20 protein-coding genes and 3 pseudogenes are annotated in these 23,863 nt (G+C 65.1%); 8 read left to right on the top strand and 15 right to left on the bottom strand.

All coding sequences use genetic code 11. The features are described from left to right. Window positions 1-295 precede the first annotated feature (295 nt). Together AB0N03_RS30425 and AB0N03_RS30420 are read left to right on the top strand one after the other, a co-directional pair. Window positions 296-448, top strand: a complete 153-nt coding sequence (locus AB0N03_RS30425) for a hypothetical protein (RefSeq protein ID WP_364378445.1) — start codon at window positions 296-298, stop codon at window positions 446-448. Between the two features lie 668 nt (window positions 449-1,116). Next, entirely contained in the window at window positions 1,117-1,287 is a 171-nt protein-coding gene (locus AB0N03_RS30420; protein WP_364378442.1) for a hypothetical protein, read from the top strand. 142 nt (window positions 1,288-1,429) lie between these two features. On the opposite strand, the gene AB0N03_RS30415 is transcribed toward AB0N03_RS30420, so the two are convergent. Both AB0N03_RS30415 and AB0N03_RS30410 read right to left on the bottom strand, forming a co-directional pair. Next, complete coding sequence (locus AB0N03_RS30415; protein WP_364378439.1) at window positions 1,430-1,819, bottom strand: hypothetical protein; 390 nt, start codon at window positions 1,817-1,819, stop codon at window positions 1,430-1,432. Then, window positions 1,812-2,114: a PadR family transcriptional regulator gene (locus AB0N03_RS30410; RefSeq protein ID WP_364378437.1), complete on the bottom strand. Its 303-nt coding sequence runs from the start codon at window positions 2,112-2,114 to the stop codon at window positions 1,812-1,814. The genes AB0N03_RS30415 and AB0N03_RS30410 overlap by 8 nt, the downstream gene beginning before the upstream one ends. 222 nt (window positions 2,115-2,336) lie before the next feature. On the opposite strand from AB0N03_RS30410, the gene AB0N03_RS30405 reads away from it, so the two are divergent. From AB0N03_RS30405 to AB0N03_RS30395, 3 genes are all read left to right on the top strand, one after another. Beyond that, window positions 2,337-2,561, top strand: coding sequence for a hypothetical protein (locus AB0N03_RS30405; RefSeq protein ID WP_364378434.1), 225 nt, complete (start codon window positions 2,337-2,339; stop codon window positions 2,559-2,561). A 433-nt stretch (window positions 2,562-2,994) separates the two neighbouring features. Next, window positions 2,995-3,165: a hypothetical protein gene (locus tag AB0N03_RS30400; RefSeq protein WP_364378431.1), complete on the top strand. Its 171-nt coding sequence runs from the start codon at window positions 2,995-2,997 to the stop codon at window positions 3,163-3,165. A gap of 249 nt (window positions 3,166-3,414) precedes the next feature. Next, the gene (locus AB0N03_RS30395) at window positions 3,415-4,266 is read left to right on the top strand and encodes a glycoside hydrolase family 19 protein (RefSeq protein ID WP_364378584.1); all 852 of its coding nucleotides are present in this window, start codon (window positions 3,415-3,417) and stop codon (window positions 4,264-4,266) included. 31 nt (window positions 4,267-4,297) lie between these two features. Here the strand turns inward: AB0N03_RS30395 and AB0N03_RS30390 are convergent, their stop codons facing one another. From AB0N03_RS30390 to AB0N03_RS30370, 5 genes and pseudogenes are all read right to left on the bottom strand, one after another. Beyond that, window positions 4,298-5,392 (bottom strand): IS110 family transposase, encoded by a 1,095-nt coding sequence (locus AB0N03_RS30390; protein WP_364378428.1) that lies wholly within the window; start codon window positions 5,390-5,392, stop codon window positions 4,298-4,300. A gap of 436 nt (window positions 5,393-5,828) precedes the next feature. Next, window positions 5,829-6,342, bottom strand: a pseudogene (locus AB0N03_RS30385) (transposase); the annotation flags it as partial. Continuing rightward, the gene (locus AB0N03_RS30380; RefSeq protein ID WP_364378581.1) at window positions 6,288-7,289 is read right to left on the bottom strand and encodes a glycoside hydrolase family 30 beta sandwich domain-containing protein; all 1,002 of its coding nucleotides are present in this window, start codon (window positions 7,287-7,289) and stop codon (window positions 6,288-6,290) included. The pseudogene AB0N03_RS30385 and the gene AB0N03_RS30380, both read right to left, overlap by 55 nt. Next, entirely contained in the window at window positions 7,255-8,232 is a 978-nt protein-coding gene (locus tag AB0N03_RS30375) for a glycoside hydrolase (protein WP_364378425.1), read from the bottom strand. The genes AB0N03_RS30380 and AB0N03_RS30375 overlap by 35 nt, the downstream gene beginning before the upstream one ends. Continuing rightward, window positions 8,229-9,323, bottom strand: a complete 1,095-nt coding sequence (locus tag AB0N03_RS30370) for a GDSL-type esterase/lipase family protein (protein WP_364378422.1) — start codon at window positions 9,321-9,323, stop codon at window positions 8,229-8,231. Before AB0N03_RS30370 ends, AB0N03_RS30375 begins: the two co-directional genes overlap by 4 nt. Window positions 9,324-9,493: 170 nt before the next feature. Between AB0N03_RS30370 and AB0N03_RS30365 the strand changes: the two genes are divergently transcribed. Beyond that, on the top strand, window positions 9,494-9,760 hold the full coding sequence (locus AB0N03_RS30365) for a hypothetical protein (RefSeq protein ID WP_364378419.1): 267 nt from the start codon (window positions 9,494-9,496) through the stop codon (window positions 9,758-9,760). 243 nt (window positions 9,761-10,003) lie between these two features. Here AB0N03_RS30365 and AB0N03_RS30360 read toward each other — a convergent pair whose 3' ends face one another. Next, window positions 10,004-10,315, bottom strand: a complete 312-nt coding sequence (locus AB0N03_RS30360; protein WP_364378416.1) for a hypothetical protein — start codon at window positions 10,313-10,315, stop codon at window positions 10,004-10,006. A gap of 402 nt (window positions 10,316-10,717) precedes the next feature. Between AB0N03_RS30360 and AB0N03_RS30355 the strand changes: the two genes are divergently transcribed. Next, window positions 10,718-11,242 (top strand): sigma-70 family RNA polymerase sigma factor, encoded by a 525-nt coding sequence (locus tag AB0N03_RS30355; RefSeq protein WP_364378413.1) that lies wholly within the window; start codon window positions 10,718-10,720, stop codon window positions 11,240-11,242. A gap of 789 nt (window positions 11,243-12,031) precedes the next feature. On the opposite strand, the pseudogene AB0N03_RS30350 reads toward AB0N03_RS30355, so the two are convergent. Both AB0N03_RS30350 and AB0N03_RS30345 read right to left on the bottom strand, forming a co-directional pair. After that, window positions 12,032-13,140 (bottom strand): annotated as a pseudogene (locus AB0N03_RS30350) (ISL3 family transposase); the annotation flags it as partial. Continuing rightward, window positions 13,035-14,342: a site-specific integrase gene (locus AB0N03_RS30345; protein WP_364378578.1), complete on the bottom strand. Its 1,308-nt coding sequence runs from the start codon at window positions 14,340-14,342 to the stop codon at window positions 13,035-13,037. The gene AB0N03_RS30345 and the pseudogene AB0N03_RS30350, both read right to left, overlap by 106 nt. 1,118 nt (window positions 14,343-15,460) lie before the next feature. Between AB0N03_RS30345 and AB0N03_RS30340 the strand changes: the two are divergent. After that, window positions 15,461-15,553: pseudogene (locus tag AB0N03_RS30340) on the top strand (IS5/IS1182 family transposase); the annotation flags it as partial. A gap of 142 nt (window positions 15,554-15,695) precedes the next feature. Here AB0N03_RS30340 and AB0N03_RS30335 read toward each other — a convergent pair. The 5 genes from AB0N03_RS30335 to AB0N03_RS30315 all read right to left on the bottom strand — a co-directional run bounded on the left by AB0N03_RS30335 (window position 15,696) and on the right by AB0N03_RS30315 (window position 23,422). Then, window positions 15,696-17,582 carry a hypothetical protein gene (locus tag AB0N03_RS30335; RefSeq protein WP_364378410.1) on the bottom strand — a complete coding sequence of 629 codons (1,887 nt, stop codon included), beginning with the start codon at window positions 17,580-17,582 and terminating at the stop codon, window positions 15,696-15,698. Window positions 17,583-17,880: 298 nt separating this feature from the next. Further along, window positions 17,881-18,570, bottom strand: coding sequence for a DUF3883 domain-containing protein (locus tag AB0N03_RS30330; RefSeq protein WP_364378408.1), 690 nt, complete (start codon window positions 18,568-18,570; stop codon window positions 17,881-17,883). 264 nt (window positions 18,571-18,834) lie between these two features. After that, the gene (locus AB0N03_RS30325; protein WP_364378405.1) at window positions 18,835-20,724 is read right to left on the bottom strand and encodes a DEAD/DEAH box helicase; all 1,890 of its coding nucleotides are present in this window, start codon (window positions 20,722-20,724) and stop codon (window positions 18,835-18,837) included. Then, window positions 20,721-22,181 carry a hypothetical protein gene (locus AB0N03_RS30320; protein WP_364378402.1) on the bottom strand — a complete coding sequence of 487 codons (1,461 nt, stop codon included), beginning with the start codon at window positions 22,179-22,181 and terminating at the stop codon, window positions 20,721-20,723. Before AB0N03_RS30320 ends, AB0N03_RS30325 begins: the two co-directional genes overlap by 4 nt. After that, window positions 22,178-23,422, bottom strand: a complete 1,245-nt coding sequence (locus AB0N03_RS30315; RefSeq protein WP_364378399.1) for a hypothetical protein — start codon at window positions 23,420-23,422, stop codon at window positions 22,178-22,180. Before AB0N03_RS30315 ends, AB0N03_RS30320 begins: the two co-directional genes overlap by 4 nt. Window positions 23,423-23,863 lie beyond the last annotated feature (441 nt).

Raw genomic sequence — 23,863 nt, 5'->3', positions numbered from 1 at the left:
CTCGCCGCTTACGGGCCATTACGATGTCGATTGGTGAACGGCGAACCTGCGCTAAGGGGCACAAAAGTCACCCAGGTTGCCCGATCGTGTGTCCACCGTGGAACGGGTCGGGTACAAAGTCACGTTGGACGGCCCAGTCTTGCTGGCCTGGTAGCGCCGTCGGCACTCGCCGACCGGCTGATCATGCCCCAGCCGCTGCGGTCGTGCCACGGAGTAGCACTCTCACAGAAGGTCTCCATGAACTCCAACAGCAGTAAACGGCACGTTTCGGTTCGCTGAAACGATCATCGCCGCGATGGCCGTGCTCCTGGTCACCGCGGGAAGCCTGGCGGTGTACCTCGTCGAGCGCGAGGCCGGCCAGACCCAGCTCGTCATGGGTGACACCACGACACCATCGGCGTCCCAACGCGAGCGGGCGAGACTGCTCGATGCCGTCCGAACGGGCTAGTGGGCCAATGGGCTGCTACGGCAGGTCATCGAGGGGTCTCAGGGGACAACTGAGACTAAGACGGAAAACGCCGGGTGTCCCGAACACGGGCACCCGGCGTTTTGCCTGATCAAACGGCGGAGGATACAGGATTCGAACCTGCGAGGGCGTGAACCCAACACGCTTTCCAAGTCTGCACAGTGGCGTACGCCAGCGTTCGCCACAGTCAAAGTGCCTGCTCGAAGCGTCGAGAAGCCTTGATCGAACTTAGGTGTACCGCGGTGAATGAGACTAAGACTGAGACTAGGGCGCGTGTGACGGCTGAGGGCGCCGTCGTGCTGTTGGTCGTTGTAGTCGCTCGCCGGAGTATGGCGCCAGTAGGCTCACCTGGCTTCAAGTCGATAAAGAGATCTGACGAATGCGGGCGATCACGTGCAACGCGGTGTTGCGCGTGTGATGCGGGACGACGAATGGCCGCGGCAGCTGCGCTCTCGTCTCTGGCAGAGCCTGCGATCGCTACCCGGAAGCTCCAGCAGGCCGAGCGCACCTTGGCCACCGGTGAGCCGCCCGCCGACGTGTGCGCGCTGCTCCGCCGGTAGAACTCTGGTGTCGTACCGCATCGAGACGGACCCGCGCGTCCCCGACCAGATCCGCACGCCCCCGACGACGTCCTGCCCGAACTGGCCGGGGTGTACGACGTCCTCGAGCTGGTGCCCTGGAACGGCGCGCCCTGCAACCTCGTCAAGCCGAAGAGCCCGATGCGCGTGCTGAACTTCGCCGACGGGAGCAGCCTGGTGACTTACCTGGTGCTGGACGACCAGGAGCACGTCGACGTCCTCGCCGTCACCTGGCTCGGCTGACTTCCGCGGCTGCCCCGCGGCGGCGCGTTATGTTGCACTCGGGATCACTTCAGAGGTCGCTCGCGCCGGATGCGGGCCGCCTTTTGCGACCGTCGCGCGTGCCGTCCACTCGGACGCCGTGGCGGGTCTTCGACGGGCCAGATCAGCTTGCGCTCTCGTTCGTATAGCTGATCAAAGGCCGCCTCATTTCGGCGAGAACTTCGATGACGTCCCCGTCGTCGGTCACCTTGTAAATCCGGTCCGTGACCGACTTGGACTTCTGGGCCTTCTTGTCGCGCCGACGCTGTCGCGAGCTGCTGATGCGATGAGGCAAGCCGTCCGTCAAGACCGTTCCGAACTGCTCGCCAACCCAGAGAGGGCGTTCGATCCACTTCATCGCCTTGAGCTCGGCGATCAGTTCCTGCCGACGCGGGTCGTCCTTCGGGTAGACGAGAACGAGCAGCCGGAGCACGAAGTTGGGCGCGAACCCGAAGACGCCGACGACGAGCAGCAGCGTCTGCCACGAGGCGACAGCCTCGATCAGTTCAGCCATGCGCCCACCCCAGCCGAGGTCCGCGCTGCTCCACAGCGCGGACCGCGGCCGTCAGTTCGGCCCGGCCCTTGTCGGTCAGCTCGTAGTACCGCCGCGGGGGCCGCTTCTCGGTGATGGTGTTCGGGTCTTCCCAGCCGTCCGTGACCAGACCGTCGTTCAGGAAGCGGGTCAGCATCGGGTATAGCACGCCGGACCGCACGCCAGAGGCCTTGCTGAGGGAGTACCCCCAGTGGCGCCCGTGCGGATCTTCCAGGAACGCAGCTGCCACGTCGGCGAGCGCTCGCGTCTTCTTCATGCTGCTAATCCTACATAGGTAGTCGGGCTAAATCTACATAGGTAGTCTCACGGCGCTGACCGTTGCCGCTTGTGCGGCGGCTCGGCATCAATCCGCGACACCAGCCAACGCATCGCCCGACGCCGGCGACTCGTCGAGTCGGGCCAGCGCCACGTACGCCGAACGCATCGCGCTTACGTCGCACGTCGACGACGAGGTGTAGCCCGTGCGATACTGCCGGACATGGCGAAGGGGCCGAACCTCGCGGCCCGGCCCCAACGTCTTGCTCAGGAAGACAGCACTGCCTGCATGAGGGTGATGACCTCGCACAGGAACAGCATGATGGTGAGGAGCGCGCTGGTGATGTCCAGTGTGTTTCTCGCCGTGCAACGCCGACAATGGCAGGCGATGCACCCGGGTTGGTTGCCGGGCATGGTGACCTCCGTGTGGGAGACCGATACAACCTGACGCCAGCTGCAGCTGGCTTGCGGAGTGCCCCAGCGGGTTGCGCTGCGGATGCTCCTGCGACCGTGGCTGAGCAGGAGCCCAGGAGCCGCGAGGATAGGGTCACTTACGATTTTGGCACCTGGGTGGATTTCGCCTGCTCAGAACCCTTTTCGAGCGCTTCGAGTCCCTGACGACGCGCAACTCCGCTTCGACCCCGCAACACCCCTCGCCGACAGCCGATGGCCTCACGATCCCTGAGCCTGCAGCCTCGAATGCCCCACCCAGCGCGGTCACTTCTCGCCAACATTGATCATGAAATCGGTCCGCAAGTGCGGTCACAACACACGAACATCCGCGGTCAGTTCACACCGTCACAATCAACCTGCCGGACGACGGCCCCGCGGGCACGGTCGCCTGGTACTCGATCATCCACGCCCCGCCGGCGCTGCTGCCGGTGGTGGGCGCGGAGCTGTTCCGCGCGCTGCGCCCGGGCGGTCACCTGCAGCTGGCGTTCCACGTCGGGCTGGTCACCGGCGCGGAGTTCGAAGTCCTGACGCAGGTGCTGCGAGATCCGGCCGCCCGGATGCCGCAGGGTCGGGTGCTGGCGCGGAAACCGGCGGACTGACCCGCCCGGAGCCGGCGGGCCGAGACGGGTTCAATTCGGGAGTCTTCCGCGCACACCCGTTGACCGCAACGCCGGAATTCTTGACTGGACTAGACCAAACTGCTCTAGTGGCCGGTGTCACCCTTGTCCCGGCCGGACGAGCACCCCCCTCCGACACCGGGCGCCCCCGCGTCCGGGCTCTGTCGTGACCGAAGGAGTGAGCCAGTCTTGAGAAGACGTCTTGTCGCGGTCCTGTCCGCATTCGCCGCCATCGCCGGGCTCGCGTTCGGCGTGCCCGCCGCCACCGGCCAGGTCCCCCAGGCCGCGGCCGCCGCATGCAGCGCACCGAAATGGGTCGCGGGCCAGTGGTACGACGTCGGCGCGATCGTGCGCTACACCAACGGTGGCTACTACCGCGCCAAGAACGCCAACCCGGGCTACGACCCGATCATCAGCACCTGGTACTGGGAGCCCTACAATTGCGGTGGCGGTACCAAGCCGGGCGCTTTCGTCGTCAGCGAGGCCCAGTTCAACCAGATCTTCCCGGGCCGCAACGGCTTCTACAGCTACAGCGGCCTGACCGCGGCCCTGTCGGCCTACCCCGGCTTCGCCACCACCGGCAGCGACACGGTCAAGAAGCAGGAAGCCGCGGCGTTCCTCGCGAACGTCAACCACGAAACCGGCGGGCTGGTCTACATCGTCGAACAGAACACGGCCAACTACCCGCACTACTGCGACGCCAGCCAGCCCTACGGCTGCCCCGCCGGCCAGGCCGCCTACTACGGCCGCGGCCCGATCCAGCTCAGCTGGAACTTCAACTACAAAGCCGCCGGCGACGCCCTCGGCATCGACCTGCTCGGCAACCCCTGGCAGGTCGAGCAGAACGCGGCCGTCGCCTGGAAGACCGGCCTCTGGTACTGGAACACCCAGAGCGGCCCCGGCACGATGACCCCGCACAACGCGATCGTCAACGGCCGCGGCTTCGGCGAGACCATCCGCAGCATCAACGGCTCCATCGAGTGCAACGGCGGCAACCCCGCCCAGGTCGAGAGCCGGGTCTCGAAGTACCGCCAGATCAGCTCCATCCTCGGCGTCAACCCCGGCGCCAACCTCTACTGCTGACCTGACGCGAACGGCTCACCCCCCGAGGCTGCTATGTCGTGTCAAGCCGCCGCCAGGCTGGCCTGAGATTCGCCGATGCGGTCTTGGGGTGTGGTTCGTTCGAGGAGTTTGAAGATCGTGCGGCGAGAGCGCGTTTGATGCACCGTTGTGCGTCGCGTGATGTCTTGCCCTCAGCGGCGCGTTTGGCGATGTAGGCCCTGGTTGCGGGGTCGACGCGCATGCGGATCAGCGTGATCGTGTGGAGGGCTCGGTTGAGCTGGCGGTCGCCGCCGCGGTTGAGGCGATGCCGGTGGGTCATTCCGGAAGAGGCTGGGATCGGGACGGCTCCAGCGAAGGCGGCGAACGCGGCTTCGGAGCGGAAACGGCCGGGGTGGGACCAGCTGATGAGGATCTGGGCTGCGCTGATCGGGCCGACGCCAGCCAAGTTGATCAGATCGGGAGCGATCTGTTGGACCAGGGTGGCCAGTTCGGTCTCCAAGTCCTTCGCCTCGGCGCGCAGAGTCAGGATGCGTCGGGCGGCTGAGCGCATCGCCCGGATCGTCATGCGGTGCTCGAGTGAGTTGTCGGGCCGGTTGTTCAGCTCGGCGCAGTAGGTGATCTGGGCAGAGCTGGACTTGCCCCGCAACTCGGCGCGCAGATCTTCGGGCGCGGAGACGATCAGAGCTTTGAGGTGGTTGATGGCGGCGGTGGCGGCCAGGACCGCGCTGTGCCGGGTGGTCAGCAGGACGCGCAGGGCTTCGCGTTCCCCGCGGCGGCGTGGGTGGATCAGTTGTTCGCTGGCCAGCGCTTCGCGTGCTGCGCGCACGGCGTCGAGTTGGTCGGTCTTGCGTCCGCCGCGCTGCGCTGGTCGTTTCGGTCGGCAGACCTCGACGACGCGTTCGCCTTCGGCGTCGAGGAACGTGGCCAGGCCGGCGCCGTAGCTGCCGGCGCCTTCCAACGCCCAGCATCGGGCGCCGGGGATGTGCCGGCGGGCGAAATGGAGCAGTTCTTTGTAGCCGTGGGCATCTGCGGTGGCGTCGGTGTGGGCGAGGACGGCGCCGATCGGGGTGACGATGGCTGCGGCGAGGGTGTCGCGGTGGGTGTCCACCCCGATGACGCCGTCGACCTGTTCTGCGAGCATGGTCATGCGGTTGTGGTTCCGCTTCTCCAAGCGGGACAAGCCGTGTGTTCGGCGTCGGCCTGGGTGGAGGTCACCCGTGTGGCGAACTGTGAGGAGTCACGCCGCGTGCGGCGGACGAGCTGCTATCAAGCCAACCAGGTGGGCCAGGCCGACGCCGACGCTCCAGCAGACATCTCGGGGGCACGGCAGATCATCATGATCGCCAGTTACCTTTCGAGTCATGCCGGAGCGGTCGGCGCCGAGCCTGGCAGCAACCAGACCAGGCCGGGTTGCCACCCCAGAGTCACAGTTACCTTTTTCGTAGTTCCTGATCAAATCAAGGAGCTGTGGTCACCAGACCCGGCATGACTAACGCCCCCAGTCGAAACCATGATCCGGGGGGTGTCACCGGGTCTGGGTGGCATCGAGGCACCGCTGAATAGACCTCCGATCTTGCTAACTGTCAAGCCGCGGCCGCGGTTGGCGTGCGGAGAGCGGGGTCGAATGCCTTGGCTGGGTCGTAGGTCTGGCCGGTCTGAAGGCAGTGGTGGAGCTGTCCGAGGAAGGCGGTTGAACAGGTGCCGCAGGGCGGCAGCGTGCCGGTCACCGTGTGCTCGGCGACGGTGGTAGTGGTCGCGTGGTGCTCCGGCTCGGCCGATGCTGGCGAAGGCCCAGACGAAGCCGGCGGCGTTGAGGCGGTCCTTCTTGACGGTCCGGCGCGTGATGGAGATGCTCCGGCCGGACGCCCGGGTGACGGGTGCTGAACCGGCGTAGGCCTTGAGGGATCGGGCGTCGGTGAAGCGTGCACGATCGTCGCCTACCTCGCCAAGGACTCGTGCGCCGGACAGATCGGCCAGGCCAGGGAAACTCGTGATGATCGCGTAGTCCGGGTGCTGCTGGAACGCGGCCGTCGTGGTCTCGGTCAGCTTGTCCGCACCGGCGCACTCAGCGTTGAGCGTGGCCAGCAGCGCGAGAACGACCCCAGCCGGTGTCCCTCGGTACACCGGGGTTCCCGGCCCTTCGTATCCGGTCCGCCACCGATGCGTGCGTCGGCGCAACCGAGTGGGCTTGAGCCTTGCCCGGACATAGCATCGGGTGGAGTTCTCTGATCAGCCGGCCCCGAGGCTGTTCCTGTGGAGTAATCTCGGAGGGCTTTCCACCCGGCCAGGCGGGCCGGCTCGAGCCGATGGCAAGGCAAGGCACTGCTCCGGTTCCTCAGAGCGTCCCGCCGGACCAGCGCGCGTCGTCGTCGTCGTCGATCGCGGCAGGCGCCGGCTGCTGTCCTGGAGACGCGGTCGCGGTTCCTCTCGCGAGGGGAATGCAAGCGCGCCTTACTGTCGAGCAGTTTGCTCGCCGGCCAGACGAAGGTGGCCAACGCCCCGCCGGGCAGTGAATACTCGAAGGTCCGATCACCCAAGGTGACGGCGAAGCTGCGCGGGGCGTCGTTTTCGTTGTGGACGACCAAGGCGGTCGAGCCGTCGGGGTTGCGGAACGCGACGTCCATGATCTGGCCGTTCCAGCCGGTGGTGCCGAAGGACGTGCTGGCGATCCGGCGGGCGCCGGGCTTCACGAACTTGGCCAGGTGGCCGATGGCGTAGTACTCGGCGTCGGTGGTGACCGTCCCGTCCGCTTGGACGGTGACCAGACCGGTGCAGGTGCCGCAACCGCCGTTGTGCGGGCCACCGGTGCTGTCGAGCGCGATGTTCCAGTTGGCCGTCGATCGAGCCCAGTTTCGCATGGTGCCGAGGACGACGTTGCGCGAGTGCCAGGTCAGCGTCTCACGGAAGACCTTGGCGGGTGGGTCGTCCGGGCTCCGTGAGCCGGAACATTCGGTGAACCAGATGCCCTTGTCCGGGAACCGGTCGTGCAGTGTGCTCTGCGCGCTCGGATCACCGTAGTAGCAGTGGAACGCCGTCCCGGCGATCCAGCGCGCGGCCGGGCTGCGCAGCGCCTCGTATGGGTAGCCGGTCTCCGGGGACGAACCCTGGCGGGGTGGTGGCGATGTCGTCGGAGTGGGTGGCCCAGTTGTGGTCGTAGGCGAGGACTTTGGTGCGCGGGCTGACCGCGCGCAGCTTCGGGCCGAGTGCTTCAATCACCCGGACCTCCTGGGCGACCGGCATATCGGTGCCAGGATAGGCGTCCGGCTTGCGGTTCTGCGGTTCGTTCTGCACGGACAGAAAGTCGATCGGCACGCCGGCCGCCGCGTCGGCCCGGACGAACTTGACCAAGTAGCGCGCGTGAGCGTCGTAGACCGCCGGGTCATCCTTGAGCCGTCCACCAACGAGTGAGCCCGAAGTCTTCATCCAGGCCGGCGGGCTCCACGGAGTGGCCATGATCTTCAGCCCGGGGTTGAGCCGCTTGGCCTCCCGCAGCAACGGGAGGACCGCGATCTGATCGTGCGAGACGCCGAAGTGATCGAGGCGGAAATCGGTCCGGCCCGGCGGTACGTCGTCGTAAGTGTAGTGCTCGGCGGAAGCGGTGAAGTCGGAAGAGCCGATCGGCTGCCGCAGAAAGCTGACACCGATGCCTTGGACAGGGTCGAACAGGCGCTGAAGGGTGTCCTTGCGCACCTCCGGCGCGAGTTTCTGCAGTACGGCCGCGGAAGAATCGGTGATCGAAGCTCCGAAACCGTCGACGGACTGGTAGCTGCGCCCGGATTCGACCACGATCGCCGGCTGAGCGGACGGCGTCGTGCCGAAGACGACGTTCGGCCGTTCGGTCAGCAGTTCGGTGCGGTCGGGAGTGGTGACCCACACCTGCGCCGAGACGGTGCCGAAAGGTGGCCGATGGCCAGGCAGAACCGGCTGCGGCAGCCCCGTCAACACCAGTAGGGCCGAGGCCAGCACCAGGTTGAAGGCGGTTTTCACCGGCGTGCTCCTCGGCCCGAAGCCGCGAACAGAGCCAGCGGAACGTAGTCGGCGAGGGCCTGCTGGCCGAGAATGTTGGCGTGGATGCCATCGCCGTTGTCGTAGCCGGGATTGATGGTGTTCGGCTTGATCGCATCCTTCAGGACCTGGTCGAAGTCCACGATGCCGTCGCACGTGCCAGCGCAGTTGTTCCATTGTTTGACGAAGGAGCTCGTCGTGTACCGGTCGCGGTTATTCTGGTCGGTGTACCCAGGGCGCGGCGTGATCGGAGTGACGTAGACCGCGATCCCGGCGTCATGCAGGCGACTGAAGATCTGTCGGTAGCTCTCGATGATCGGAGTGGCCCCGCAGCCGAAGGCGAGATCGTTCGTGCCGTAGTAGTAGATCACCGCGCTGACACCGTGCAAGGCCAGTACGTCGCGGTCGAGACGCCTCGCCGCGTCGAGGCCGTGGCTGACCGACGGCGTCTGCGGGCAAACAGCAGCGCTGGTCGTCCCCGCGATCCCCGCGTTGGCCACCGCTAGCTGCTTCGAGGCGGGGAGCTCCGCGGTGATCCGCCGGGCGAGGTCGTCGGCCCACCTCCGGTTGGACCCGGTTTCGGTGCAGCCGCTGCCGCAGTTGGTGCTGCCGGTGCCGTCGACCGCGGAACTGCCGAAGGGCACGATCGTACCCTGGAGAGCCGGATTGTGGACGTCGACCGCACTGACCAGGTAGGTGGTCGTGACCGTGCGGGTATAAGCGGCTGCGGACGTGTCCCCGGTGTGTTCCCCGGCGCCGGGTGCGGTGACATAGTTGTTCCGGAACGCGTTGTCGTGCTGGCCGGGGACGACGCTGCCGGAGGCGAACATGCTGATGGCGATGTCTTCGTCCGGGTGGGTGGCCAGCGAGACGGGATCGCTCCAGATGCCACCACCGGGCGGGATGGTGACGGATCGGCGGCCGTCGAATGTGACCGTACGGATCCCGGTCACATCGGCCTGTCCCTTGCCGTGCGCGACCGTCGTGCGGTCCACCACGAGCGGAACAGTGCCGAAGGCGTTTTGGAGGCGCACCCGGACCGCGTCACCGCCCTGGCTCAGCCGCGTGATCATGCGTACCGACTGGTCCTTCAACGCCACCGAGGCGGGGCGCTGTTGAGACTGCGCCCATGACGTGAACCAGCCTCTGGAGGGCAGACCGCAGCCCGGCGCCGCAGCGACGGTCGAGATGGCGAGAAGGGGGGAAAATATGGCTATGACAGCAGCCCGCTTTGAGGAGCGCAATGTCGTTTCCTTTCGGGAGCGGAAAGATCGCTGTTCCGGCTTTGTCCGGTTCAGGTGAGCCTGCGGCCACGGACGTGAGCTGGTACTTGATGTCGCGCGCCGCCAGCAAAACGACGATCGTGGGTGGCGCCATCCCGGACGATCGCGACGGCTGGCGCCATCAACCGGGCGTTGAGCAGCTCGCCGCGCTGCATCGCGAGTTCGTCGGGGCGATAGGCGAGCACGAAGGGGATGAACTGGCAGAATGCTGCCTGATCGGACCATGACGAGCGCCGTGGTCAAGATCACCCGTGGGGGCATACGTGGGCCGCCCACGCCAGACGGCCTTTCACCGCGGCGAAGTCGTGGCCCGTCGGCACTCTCAGGCGAACTCACAGCCCGATGTCGATGAGCACGATGCTGAAGAGAAAGGGTACGCGCCAGGCCCAGGTCGTGAACTCCGCGACACCGACCGAGGTGCGGAACCGGACTATCACGGTCGATAGCAGCGGCCCGAGCGGGACACCCGGCTAGGGCAGGCCGGCCATCCGCACCGAGCCGCCCCCCGGCGCCTTGCACGATCCGCAGCATGGTGAGCAGGATCGGGGCGGCCGCGCCGATGGCCTTGCGGCTGATCCGTAGCCGAGGTGCTCGAAGATCGCGGCGCCGACCGGCTGGGCGAGGGAGAGCGGGTTGGGGAAGATCTGGGCGGCGATGGTGACGTAGGGGACGAAGCCGTACCATCCGATGGTCGTGCCGACGTTACTGGCGACGAAGGCACATCCGCAGTGGATGCGCACTCTCCCGGTCTGCGACACGATGACCTCCATTGGCTCGTCCACCTGACCAGTACCTTGGCAACCTCCTGCGGGGACCCGAACCCGCCGAGGACGTATCCGGCCGCCAGTTCGTGCGCATGGCAGCGCTGAGGTCGCTCCAGATCAAGACATCGAGTGCCTCCTGTCCCCACTCGCTGGTACTTGCTGGCTCAGGCTTCCCGGGCAAAGCGGGTCTGCATTGCCTCCCATCGATCCTGCCCGGCACGATGCCGGACATCAACACCGAGGGCTCGTACGGGGAGGGAGGCGAGTAATAGGGGCAATGCGCTTCGCTGAAAGTGCACCTCCGGTCATTCTGGCTGGACATCACTACGGCCGTCGTTATCGACTGACCGGGTACCCCGGTCAGTGGTATGGATGTAATCGGATTTCTCTCTCGAGGGGCCTATTCGAAAGGTATGTCGGATGCTGCACACATTAGAGTGTGAACGCACGCGCGACGAGCTGCTTCAAACGCTTCTAAAACAGTACGAGAAGCCCCTTTTGCGATACATTTCCAATTTGGCAAGTGATCGCGGTGTGGCAGAAGACATCCTCCAGGAAACACTGATCCGAACCTGGAAGAACGCCGGCATTCTCGATCTCGAGAGCGAGTCGATCTGGCCATGGCTTTACAGCGTAGCCAGGAATCTGATGATCGACCATGTGCGCTGGCGCCGACGGCATCCAGAGGCGGCCGAGAGCGCGATGACCACGCCTGTGCAGTCTGACCACGTTGATCGGATCATCGACAACATAATTGTATGGCATGCGCTTGCCCAGTTGCCGACGGTATACCTGGAGATCCTGAAGCGCCGCTATCTGCTGGGGCTGACAATCAACGAGGTCGCCGAGGATCTCGGGTTGCCCGCCGGCACAGTGAAATCACGGACGCACTACGCAATCGAAAAGCTTCGCGACGTGCTGACGATCGGTCAGGTCCTGGCGTAACCTCTGGTCTCCCGCTTGAGGGTGGGCCGTGATCGCAAACCACTCCGTGCAGGAGCCGAGCCGATGGCGGCGAGGAGCGGTGGTGGAGCCGACGGCGCCACTGACGGATGACCAGCCGCCGTGACGCGTTCCATGACGGTGGCGGTGCATCTGCGACGCCTTATGGCGGCGCGGCGGCGCCGTCCGCACGGCGGAGACCTGCCGTGCTTTCCGCTTCGATGCCGGTCCGGCCGGCATCGAAGCGACGATGGCCTCGTTCGAGGTGAGCCGAGCTGGCCAGCGTTCTCGGTGCTCGCTACCTGTGGTCCCGGCACCCAGAACGCTCCGCGGGCCCAGCCTGCCCGTATGCGAAGCCCGTCAAGCTGTCGCCGAACAGCTCACAGACCATATCGGGATCGCCGTCCACTCCAATCGGAGTGACGTCACCCGCGACACCGCTCGCACTCTTACTCCATAGCTGCCGGGCACCGCACACCGGCCGAACCCGGCTCAGCTACTACCTTCAGGTCCACACTGTCTGAAACCCCGTGTCCGCCCCACGGGGGCAACTCCAAAGCTCGCCTACCCCGACGTCGAGATCCGCCGGCCGGCACCCGAATCGGGCGAAATGGCCTCTGTCGACGGCGAGGGCGGCTTGCCCGTGCCAGCGTTCCTTGCCGACCATCTGGGGTATCAGTTTCCGTCGCCGGCGTTGTTCAAGCAGATCGGCGACCGATTCTGGCAGGCCGTCCCATTTTCGCCAAGAAGGGGACTGTAAAACGTTCGGCTCTGCCACTTTCGGTGGTGTTGTTACCCGAGGAGGATGCGGTGTCGCAGGAGAGCGAAGCTGGCTCTTCCGTACATCTGCCGTTTGAGGAGCTTCGTTTTGGTGTTCACACCTTCGGTGCGTCCGTTGTGGTGATCGAGGGTGATCGCAGCAGTGACGGCGTCGATGTCCTGTTCGATGCCTCGAGTGAAGGAGTGCACGTGGGGTAGATCCGCCTCGCGTGCGGCAGTGGTCCATGCTGCCAATTGGGCCGGGTTGTCCTTGCAGGGAACGAGAAGAGCGGCGAAAAAGAACGGACGGCGCTGGCCAGCGCCGCCATCTCGGGGCAGGCCGCCGCCAGAGCTTCGAGTCGTTCGCGTTGCCGTTCAGTGAGATTCTCGGGGCGGGTCAGCAGCAGCCGGGCGGCCCGGCGTGGCGATAAGTGCGGACGCTCATCAAGATGCCGCCCCTGGTTCAGGTACCGCACGAGCAGGTTCTGACTGCCGTTGTAGCCCAGAGCGCGGATTTCGCCCAGCAACGCGGTAGCCCCGACACCCGGCTCCTGTTCACGGCGGGCGCGTAAGTGGTCCCAGTACGGGTCGACCATGCAGGCCCGGTACTTGGGGACCCGCTGGATGCGCTCCGGTGTGGCCGCGCGGGCGTATCGCTTGACTGTGTTCAGCGCCAGGCCGAGGCGGCGTGAGCAGTCCAGCAGTCCAACTCCGGCCTCGAGCAGGGCATGGATCTGCTGCCACCGCCCAAGGGTGGTCTCGGCAAGCTTTCCTTGGCGCAGTCAGGTGGCCGAGGCCCAGCACGCACTGTGGGCTGCGACCTCCTTGCCCGCGGCGTCGCACAGGCCGTGCCAGAGATGCAATCGGTCCGCGACCTGGATCGCTTGCGGCAGCGCATCCCGCACGGCTTGCGCATAGGCTGCCGAACCGTCCCGGCACACGACCCCAACTCCTGGATTCGCCCGCAGCCAACTGGCCACCACCTCAGCGCCGCGCCCAGGCAGCACGTCGACCCGGGCGCCGGTGTCGGCGTCGATCAACACGGTGGCGTAGTCATGACACCTGCGCAGGGCGAAATCATCGATCCCCAGCATCCGCGGCACCGCGTGATTCGGTAACGGGATGCCCAGCAAGACCCGCACTTTTTAATCCGTAGGTTCTGGGTTCGAGCCCCAGGCGGCCCACTCGATCGACATCCTCGCCGACCAGCGGGAGGTCCGTGCCTGCCGATCTTGCGAGCCTCGACGTGATCTCGGGTGGGCTCGCGGTGGGCTCTCGCAGTGCTCTGACCAGCAAACATATAGGTTTTTGTTGAACTGGTGCGGTCGAGGGCGTGTTTCACCGCTCTCCATTTGCCCTTTCTGATCGGCTCGATGGTTGATTCAGCGTCGTGGGTTCGGGCGGCGGTCGTGGTGGCGTGGCCGGTCCGTCTTCCGGCGGTCACGGGGCGGCGGCTGGCCGCTCGACGTCGTCGGCGCGGCGTTCGGAGACGGGTACCGGTGGTACGGGCGGCGTCGAGGACGAGCCGGGCGGTGGCCTCGGCGGATTGCCGGGCGAGGCTGGGTAGGACGCTGGTGTAGGTGTCGGCGGTGAGGACGATGCTGGCGTGGCCGAGCATGTCTTGGACGGTTTTGAGGTCGTTGCCGGCGGCGAGGGAGAGGCTGGCGGCGCCGTGCCGCAGGTCGTGCAGCCGAACCGGTGGTAGCCCGGAGCGGGTGTTCAACAAGCGGAAGAGGCTCGTGAGGGCATCGGGGCGGATCGGCTGACCGAGTCCGTTGAGGAACAGGTAGCCGATCGGTTCGCCGAACAGTGGGTCGCGGCAGGTGTCGCGGTGGCGGCGTAGCAGGGCGATGGTGGTGTGGTCGAGGGCGATGACGCGGTTGCTGGCTTCACTCTTGGGTTTGCCGACCTCGATGGTGGCGCCGACCTGGCGGATCTGGTGGGACACGGTCAGGTAGCCGGCTTCCAGGTCCACGTCGCTCCATCGCAGGCCGATGACCTCGCCTCGGCGCAGTCCGAGTAGGGCGACGAGGTGGAAGAGCGGGTAGAGCCGGTGGTCGCGGATCTCGCGGAGGAAGGTGGCGGTCTGGGCGGCGGTCCAGACGGCGACGCGGGGGCGTTCGCCGGTGGCGTGCCACTGGACGATGCGGGGTGGTGTCCAGACGACGGCGTGGGGTCGTCGTCCGCGGGGGAGTTCGACGTACCGGGCGGGGTTGCGGTCGATGAGCCCGCGCCGGACGGCGGCGTTGAGGGCGGCGCGCAAGGTGGCCTGGATGCGCTGCAACGTTCCCGCTGTGACAGGCCGGCCCGCGACGCCGTGGGTGCGAATGATGGCGGTGAACATCGCCTGGACGTGGGCGCCGGTCAGCTCTGCGAGCAGGCGGCCGCCGAGGTAGGGGATGAGGTAGGCGTGGATGTGCTGGCGGTAGCCGCGCAGCGTCGACTCGCCCGGTCCCAGCCGGGTGTCCAGCCACAGCCGCAGCCACTGCGCGGTAATGGTCGTCGCCGGCGAGAGATCGTGCCCGCTGGGGTCAAGGAGGTAGCCACGGGCCTGCCGCGCGGTCTCCTGCGAGCGGAACCCACCGCGGCGAAGTTGCCCTCGGCTTGCGTCGGCGTGTGGTGGCATCTCGATTCGGAAGTACCAGCTGCCGTGTCCCCGTCCGGACAGCTGTGGGCATCGGCTGTTGAGTAGCCGCCCCGCGCCGTCTCGACAGCCGCAACGCTTGTACACACCTTTTGAGGGCCGCACCTGGATCACCCGCTCACGCCGACGATTTCACTAGCAGCATGTGCTTCGCGAACTCGGTTGTCGACCTACCGGGGACTGCAGTGAGTAACTGTGCGTTAGCGAGCGGCGACGACATCGCGCCGCTCGTGGACCGACGCTGGTCGAACGACCGTACCGCAGGAAATTAAAGGGCTCAGTGCACTAAAATTAGCTACTTTTATTAAGAACCGAAACTAACACCGTCGGCTAGGGCTGGATACAACAGGCGAAGTATAATTAGAGCGTGGAACGACGTGCTGACCCGGATATTGTAGTTAGGATCTGCGCTCCGAGAGTTAATTCGGCCACCGCGAACAACCTCAAAATGTAGCCAGGATCCACCGGGAGGTGGCCGCGCTCCACCTCAACGTTCCCGCTGGCAGAACGACAAGGCTGCCGTCGTTGGGGTGCTCCGGCGTCGCCCCGACTTCGATGCCGCCGGGCCGCCGGGGAACCGGCGGAGAAGTCACGCCGTTGGGCATCGTGGCCTGCAGCCATACAGCGAGCAGCTGTCCTTGACCGACGAGGTGCGATCACCGATCGCAATCCGGGAACCCGCGACATGATCGTCAGCGATGTGGGCGGTGACGACCGGACGGGGCAGTTCTTGGTCTGGCAGACCGCGCAGCGTCGACAGCCCAGCTGGCAATGGCTGATTGCGGCACCGAGATGACGCTGGCAAAGGGCGAGGGGAGCAGGTCGCGATCGACGCCGGGGCCCGCTTGGTGATCGCAACCGGAGATCTGCGACCGGGCAGCCGTGTCGACTACACCCTGTACCGCGACTCCCGTAACGCGGCGAGCACGCTCGGCGGCACGGCCTCTGGAATCGCGAGCGTGCGTAACATCTCCTCGCCACCTTGTCGCAAAACCAGCCCCACAACATCAGTTACGACATCCCTTAGCAGCCGCCGTCCGATGTACTTGGAAATCAAGTAGTGCTTGGTGGTGTGTCGCTCTGCTGGGCTTCCTCGGAGTTGGTCGCCCTAGCGGTTCGGTCAGCTGGCGGACTGATAAAGGGGTGCTCAGAAAGCGTCTTATGGACCTCGATGCGCCATCCGTCCTTGAGGGCACCAACCTGCAAAAACCTATCGGCGACGACGTTGAGGAACCGTCGTTCGTCAGTGAGCGGGATGTCCCGCGCGGGTCGTGGCCGGTGCTGCTCGACGGCAGACGGTCCAGCCGGAACCAGGTCGAGTAGAAGGTCGAGGGTACAGGCGCGCACTCCTCGCTTGGCGTGGTCAGTTTCATTCTCACTGTGCACCATCTCGCAGCCCGCGGCGCGCAGGCCGGCGCTTTGCAGCGCGCCGAAGACGGCGGCCCAAGCGCGTGGACTTCGGTTGGCGTAGCTGAAGATAAGGTGTCCGTCCGGGCGGAGCGTCCGTCGAGCCTCTCTAAAGATGCGACCCAGCAGCGCCTCGTAGGCGCCGTCGTCAACGAGTTGGCCAGTGGCGCTGTTGACCACGGCTTCGCCGGTAAGTGCCTCGTTGGTGAGCTTTTCGTTCGCGAGGCGAGCCCACGCACGCAGAGGGCCGGACAGTTCTGCGTATTGGACATCGTCGTGATACGGCGGATCAGTTAGGACCAGATGTACCGAGTTCGACGGCAGGACCATCCGCTCGCTGCTACCTTCGACGACTCGTACGTCCCACTCTTTCATTGCGGTGGCCGGTGTGTTGCTGGTCAGCGGACCTTGGACGAGCAGCTCACGGCCCGTCTTCTGCTGTAGCCAAGTCGCGGATTTGACGAGCTGATTGAGGCGTCGCAGGAGTGTTCCGCGGCCGCGGCCGACACCGCCCCAGACGTTCGGCTCGACGGAGAGTGTCGTGAGGTTGAAGCGGTGGCCCGCCATCGATTCAAAGCTCTTGAGGTAGTACCGGTCCCACCGAGACAGGTGACCGGCCATCTCAGCACTGCCGACGACGGCCAGTTCCGCTGCGCGCACGACTGAAGGATCTTTCGAACAGCGGCTCGCTAGGTCGAGCATGCGTTCAAGCATGTAGCGCTGCCGGTTCGGGTACAGATCCTGCCAGCGTTGGAAGCCGTGACGGATGAGCACGCTCGTTTCCTGGCCGGGCGGGATTGGTCCCAGGTTGTGCTTCGGCTGCCATCCGTCAGAGTCGGCCTTCTCACGTTCGGCGTCCGTAGGGATGTCGACCTCACGGGCGGTGCGGCTGGATCGGTCGACGAGGACGATCTCCCATTGCCAGGTTTTGGCGCGATCGGCGAGGTGATCGCTTCTGCCGCATGCGCAGGTAATCGTTCGCATCGGCGTGTAGGTGGCTGTTGGCTCGACGAAGACGTGGCAGGTCGGGCAGCGTCGGCGTTTGTCAGACTTGGCGGAGAAGAGATGGCCACGCCGACAAGCCATCCACGCTTGGGGGTTTCCGTTCTCCTTGCGGACGCGCAGCGAGACGAGGGCATGGGGGAACATCCGCGCGCGGGTACCGCAGCCGGTGCACTCGCCTGTTGCCACCCGGATGGTGTGGGAGACGACGCCTCTGGTGCCGTCTGTGAGGGTCGTGCCGTAGGCGGCTTCGACCTCTGTGTGAGTCCACTGCTCGATCGTCGACGCAGCCTCGCGCAGTTTGTCCGGTGCAGGGAGACCGAGCATGGCCGTGAGTCCGGCGGCTGGCCAGGGGTTGAGGTCCTGGGCGTACACCTGGTGGCCTCTCGCGACGGCTGCGAGCGGGATGACGCCGCCTCCGGCGAACATGTCGGCCACGAGGAGTCGGCCGGGGATCATCGCGTTGAAGGCCTCGATGACCGCGCCGTTGACAGCGCTGGTCCGTCGGGCCCACCAGCGGTAGGTACTCACGGGGGGAAGGTGAACTTCCCGGTTTCGGCTCTCGGCTCGCGCTTCCGCGCTGACTTTGAGGTAGTCGAGTTCGCCAAGAGGGCTGCGGAGTGGTGGTCCGTGCTCCGGGGACGACTGGGCCGACGGTGGCGGGTCGGTCGTTGGGGCCGTCATCGGGGTCATGCTTGTCCTATGTTCGTTCGCTCAATCGTCGGGGCGTTCGTGTCACGTCGTTGCCGTACTGCGTCGTACACCCGATCGATCGATCATGTTACGGGTCTGTTCGCCAGAGTGGGAGCCGTCCTAACGGACTACTTGTTCAGCCCGGTTCGTTCGGTTTTCTGAGTGGGAGACCGGGCCGCAGACATTGCGCGCTGATGGTGATCCGACATGACGCCCAGCGGCCCCGAAGCTGGCCTTTGCCAAGCGGCGGGTCTGCGGGCAGCGCTGCGGCGAAGTCGCTGGGAGCGAGCCATCCGGCGACACGCATAACCGGTTCACTGATGGTGACATCACGTTCCCGACGCGTGACCACCAGTGACCAGCGTGGATCACGTTCGGCGACAACGGCCTCATTTCGGCTAATGAAGAACTCGATCCAGCCTGGTGGCGCCGAGGTCGCTTTGACCTCGAGCCGGTGACGCTGGCCGGCCGCATCGGGACTGGCGATGTCGTAGCCCAAAGTGTCGTCGATCAGGCTGACCTGCGCCACATCGGGGAGCATGTGCTGCATGCCGGCGCCGCGCAAATGGGCCCGGCATGCCTCGAGTACCGCTTGCTCGCCTTCGTTTCCGAACTCCTGCAGCACTTGAAGATCGACCTTCCGGGCAGCGGCAAGCAGCATCGCATCGCGTTCGCGTACATCCTCGAACGTTGAGGCAAACGCTGTGGCGACATCATGGGGAACGAGTTCCCACCGGACCTCATCGATAGTCGCCATCTGCGCGAGCCACACCTCACGCTGGTCGGTCAGAATCTTGAAGAGTAGGGCCTCGACGAACGTGTCCACCGGCAACCGAGCCATGGCTAACAGGTCGTCAGACGGGACGACCAAGTGTCGCTGAGTGGCGAGTAGACCGGCGCGAGCGAGTAGACGTTCGCCCGCGGCGAGGCTGCGATGGTCGTGTAGTGCGCCCGTTGCAAGGCTGCGGTAGCTCCGGTCAAGGGCGTGCCGAGGCTCGCCATCCGGCTTGAGTAGCCGGGCGACGTAGAACGCTGCCTGGAGATGGCGATGACTCGGATGTATCGGTAGCGGCTCGGGCAGCACCGTTGCTCACTGGTCCTGGCCGTTGATATGAGCAAGCAGCGCGGCCATATCCGCATCGGTCTCGATCGGTGGTCCGTAGTCTTCGTCGTCGGGAAGGGACATCCGCACGAGTTCCTTGTCGTCCAAGGCGCGGGCAAGGTTAGTGGCCTTGTCTCGGATTCGGGTGTCAACGACCTGATCGACGGTGTCGCTCGTGATCATGAAAAGCAACGTCGTGCGCTGGTCGGGATCCATGCCGAGCCGGTGGATGCGGTCGATGCTCTGCAGGTAGTGACCTGCGTTGAACGTCCTGTCGAAATAGATCGCGTCGTGGCAATCGTGGTGCAGGCTGACGCCCTCGCTCATCGCAGCAGGGTTGGCCAGCAGTACCATGCAGTCGTCATCCTTCCGAAAGCGCTGCAACTCTGACTCCCGAGTGATGGTCGCATTCGGCGCGCTCGTGACGGACGGAACCCCGCCATGGATCATGGCGGGCCGGTACTCGGCGAGCCACCGTTTTAGGCCTTCCAGGTTCGAGACGAAGTTCGACCACACCAGCGTCTTGCGGGGACCAGCCGGATCGGCGACGTTCTGAGCGATGATCTCCCGCAGGCGAGTGAACTTCGGGGGCGTCTCATAGCGGCCGTAGCCGACGATCATTTCCCACAACCGGCTTCCGGGCTCGACGGGCAACGGTGGATGAGCGAACTCGCCGGCCAGGTCACGTGACCCGACCGCGAGCAGCTGAGGGTTGCTCGCCGCCTCGAGCAGGTACATGACGACCGTGCCCATACGTGCCAACTCGACGCGGTCATTCATCGACACGCGTAGCATGCCAGCGTAGCGATCGCGGAGACTCGCGTAAATCTCGCGCTGTAGGCCGCTCAAAGGGACTACGACTCGCCGCAGGGAAGGCGGCGGTAGCTCCAGTTCCTTCTTGGTGGTACGCACGAACAGCGGCAGAATAGCTCCGTTGATCGCATGAAGTGCCTCCGGTGGAGGATTCGGCGTTAACGCCTCGGCCGGGAGTATGCGCCGCGACTGCCCCGGCCACAAGAACTCGTATAAGGCGATGAAGTCCTGCGCCGACTGCGGGGCAGGGGTCCCCGTAAGGACGTCTCGCCGGGACGCGGAGAAGGCAAGGTCGAGACACGCGCTGCCATGCTGGCCGACACGGCCCGCCTTCATCCGGTGTGCCTCATCGAGCAGCACCAAGGTTCGCCGTCTTCGGACCCAGTTGGTGAGCTCGCTTAGGTTTGCCGTCAAGCGGTGATAGTTAACTAGCAGGATCTCGGCGTCGTGGCTTTTCGGCGTGCCAAACACCTTGACGGGGGGTGCCGTGCCGGGCTTGAAGCACTCCTCGACCTCGGTCTGCCACGCGTCGAACGCCGACAGGGGCGCAACGACGAGCAGCTGGTCGACTGTGTTGGCGTGATGCTCCGCCTCGTAGACGGCGTACGCAACGGTTGTCTTGCCAGCGCCGGGTACGGAGAAATTCGCACCATGCGCCAGACCGAGCAGCTTAGCCGCGTCGCGAAGCTGGAATGGCTTGAGCGTCCTGATGAAACGGCTGCCGTCAAGTCGCCTACGCACATCGTTGGCAGTCATCGGTGTGTTGACCTGGCGGCGTGCGCGTTCGAGTTGCCCGCGTTCAAGCTTAATCGTAGTGATGATTGCTTCAGCGGCCGGCTCCCACACGATGTTTACGTTGTATCGGTTGCAGGCCGGACCCAGCCAGCCGATGTGCTCGCGAAATCGTTCGAGTGGCACCAGGACGGAGCGTGCCGGGTTGCCGTCGTAGCCCCACTCGATTCGCAGTTGGCCCCAGAACACATCCGGGACAGCGCCGACCTTCTGGGCGAGGACCACGTTCGCCGCTGGGTCGAAGTCGAGCGAGATGGCGGGACCGTCCGTCACAGGCGGTTCTCCGCCGCGGTGAATCCGCGTTCTGCCATGTAGCGCAGCAGTTCATCGTGCGAGCGCAGGTAGCCTTCGAGGGCCTGTTCAATTGCAGCCTCGTCCGGCTGTTCGCCGTCGTCTTCAAGCTCCTTATAGGCGCGCTGCGCTCGGTCGCATGCACTGCCGGCAGCGATCAACTGGCGTCGAGGGATGTCGAGGGCGTCCTGCCCCTGGTCGTCGCGCGCCTTGTTGTCCGCGGCCGTCTGCATCGCAGCCTTGACTGCGTCAAAAAAGGTGTTCTTCGGCAACATCGTGGTGCCTTCGTCGGTCGGCACCTCCACCTCGGCGTCCCAGTCACTGGCGTCGTCGACCTTGCCGTGGCGGACGAGTACGTCGAACAACGGCTGAAGGGTTACCTCCGCGAGTTGATCATCGGGTGCCTGCTCGTCAAGGTCGTCAAGGAGGGAAAGACCGCTCAGATCTGCACGGGGAACCTCGAGTTGACCAATGGTCAAGGCTTTCGCCGCGGGCCGTAGGTTCGGCTGCTCCTCGAACGCCTGAAGTACGTAGCTGTCCAGGTATGACTCATCAATGTGCCGCACCCTCCGGTAGTCCAGGCCGGCGAGGAGGCCGACGAGTTTCGCCTGCCGGATACGACGAGCCGCACCCGGAGTTTTACGTACCGACATTCTTCGGTGGGACTCGTCGATTTCGATCAGGTTTTGTCGGTCGTCGTCAAAATCGGGCCAGCTCAACACGCCGCTGCTGGCGGTGATTAATTCTTCGATGATCTGCCGAAGTCGGTCTTCGGTCTCCACTTCCTCGGCGGCGGCTTTCCGATCTTTCGGCAACGTCGGATCGTAATGAGCCTTCATCTTCACGCCGATCTCGTGCGGCTTGAGTCCGGCGTCCAGAAGATCCTTAATGAAAAGGAGCTGATTCGTGAATGTGTAGTCCTGCTGGGTGTTTCGGCGCATCTGAAACTCGAATTCGAGCTGCATGATCTCGTCGCTGTCGGCATTCTCCGGCAGCACCTGGACCTTGACGTACTCGAAGGCCTTCTCGTGTGGAACCTGTTCATGAAGGTCGCGAAGCGCGACCGCTCGCGTGTTGGCATTGATCAACACGCCTTCGTGGGTGATGAGCCCTGGCTCACGCTGCTTCTCGCGGCGGATCGTGTTCTTGACGTCGTCGTAACCCTTGGTCTGCCGGATGAGGTCGGCCAGTAACTGCTGCGCCTCGTCGCTGTGTGGGTTCGTCTCGATGATGGCGCCCTCGGCCACGAGGCTCTCGATCTGCGCGCGAACGCGGTGTGTGCGGTGATTCAGCAACACCACGCTTACTGGCACCGTGACCACGGGCAGCATGAGGTTCTCGCCGCGCCACTCAAACGGCCGGCGCTCATTCTGCTCGGTAACTGCCGCCTTGGCTGCCGCAATGATGTCGCGCCGAGCGTGTTGGGTCAGCGAGTTCACGAGTGGCCCTCCAGGGGATCGACCGATGCGGCGGGCTGTGCACCGCCGTTCTGACCGGCAGATGTGACACTTTCATCTGGTGTGACCAACGCGTGGAGGGCGTCCGCCAGTGCCGTAACTGTGCGCTCTGTGTACATTCGCCCATAGAACGGGCGGGCAAGTTCGGCCGTGGTGTTCCGCTCGGCCCATCCAGGTCCCACTAGTACCACGCTGCAGGGGATGCCGAGGCGCGATGGCAGCGTGCCAAGCCTAGCTCCGCTTTTCCTTGCCGTACCTCCGTCCCGTGCGACCGATACGGCGACCGCGTGTGTCACCGTCCCTGCATGCACTAGCACGGCGAGTTGCCCGCCCTCGTTTCGTCCATCCTTCGCGGCGGCAGCCGGGTTGGCTCCCACCTGCGTCAACAGCTCTCGTGACGCAGCGTTCATTGCAAGCCGGTGATATGGTACTGATCGTTCGTCAAGGAGCTTACACAGGGTGGTCGTTACTGCGGCTTGCACGTGCTTGGCCTTGCTGCTCCTGTGAGCGACCCAGGCGCTACCGACAGCTCGCTGGGTCAGCAGAAGCTCATACGGGACGCCGTGGACCCGCATCTGCTCAACTAACTCCCATCCCCGCTGCCGCCCCGGCTCGTCGTCGATGTCGGGCAGCAGATGTTCAACCGGCCGCGCCGGCTCGGCGGCCGGACTGCTTGCCGTCACCCGGCCGGTGATGACCGCGTCGACGACCTCGAACACCGCCTTTAACTGGTCGTTCTTCCACTTGCGACGCAGATCGGTGGGGACCGACGCATCGTGGACCCTGGCGCGCAGATCCCGGTATGACAGCCCTGCTGCCGCACAGAGCGCGGTCACAACGTTGCGGTCGTCCTCCTGTGCAGCGATGACGGCAGCCAGCGTCACACTCGCTAGGGTCCGAGTCGCAGTCCTGGCGGCCAGCGCGTCGAGGGCAGCCCTGTACTGCGCCGGTCGCAACACCTCATCCAGCGCGAGAAGCTCCTGGCTCGGATCCAAGCCCGACACCACTTCGGCTCGGCAGACCTGCCGAATCACCCGGCCAGCCTGTCCTTGGGCGTCAGCTGTCAGGGCCTGATCCTCGATCGTCAGCAGAGAAGCCAACAGGTTCGGCAGATCGATCGGCCGAGACACCGCGCGTTCCTCGCCGAGCCATGCAAGCGCATCTTTGGTCGATCTTCTCCCAGTGACCGTCCTGACGTACGCCTCGGCGTCTTGCAGTTCCAACCTAGATCCTTTCGAACGCACGAGACGAGCAAGAGGGGAACCTAACCCGGACATGCACAGTGATCACCAACGCCAAGGACGGCGACCGGAAGGGAACCCCAGGTTCCCGATTCTGCCGTACAAGGGGTGGATACGTCCGCCCACTGAGGGTTGAGGTGGTCTCGTGATCGTTAACGCATTGATCGAGTCGCGGTTTCCCGGGCGACACTGCGGAACCCGCTGCATACCAGTAGCAGCTGCAGCTGCCGAAGGGTCTGCCGGTCGCAGCAAAGCTCGGCGACCAGTTGACGCTGCCGCCCATCTTGGCGGCCGCCGGGACCCGGGTACGAACGAGGCAATCCCCAGGCCATCGATTATCTGGGACTCGTGAGCACAGCAGGAAGAACGGAGACGTAACGGAGCCCAGCGCGACCGTTAGCCGCTGCGAACATGATCTTGACG

The sequence above is a fragment of the Amycolatopsis sp. NPDC051061 genome (assembly GCF_040682935.1).
Taxonomy (GTDB): Bacteria; Actinomycetota; Actinomycetes; order Mycobacteriales; family Pseudonocardiaceae; genus Amycolatopsis.
This window is presented reverse-complemented; position numbering and strand designations above follow the sequence as displayed.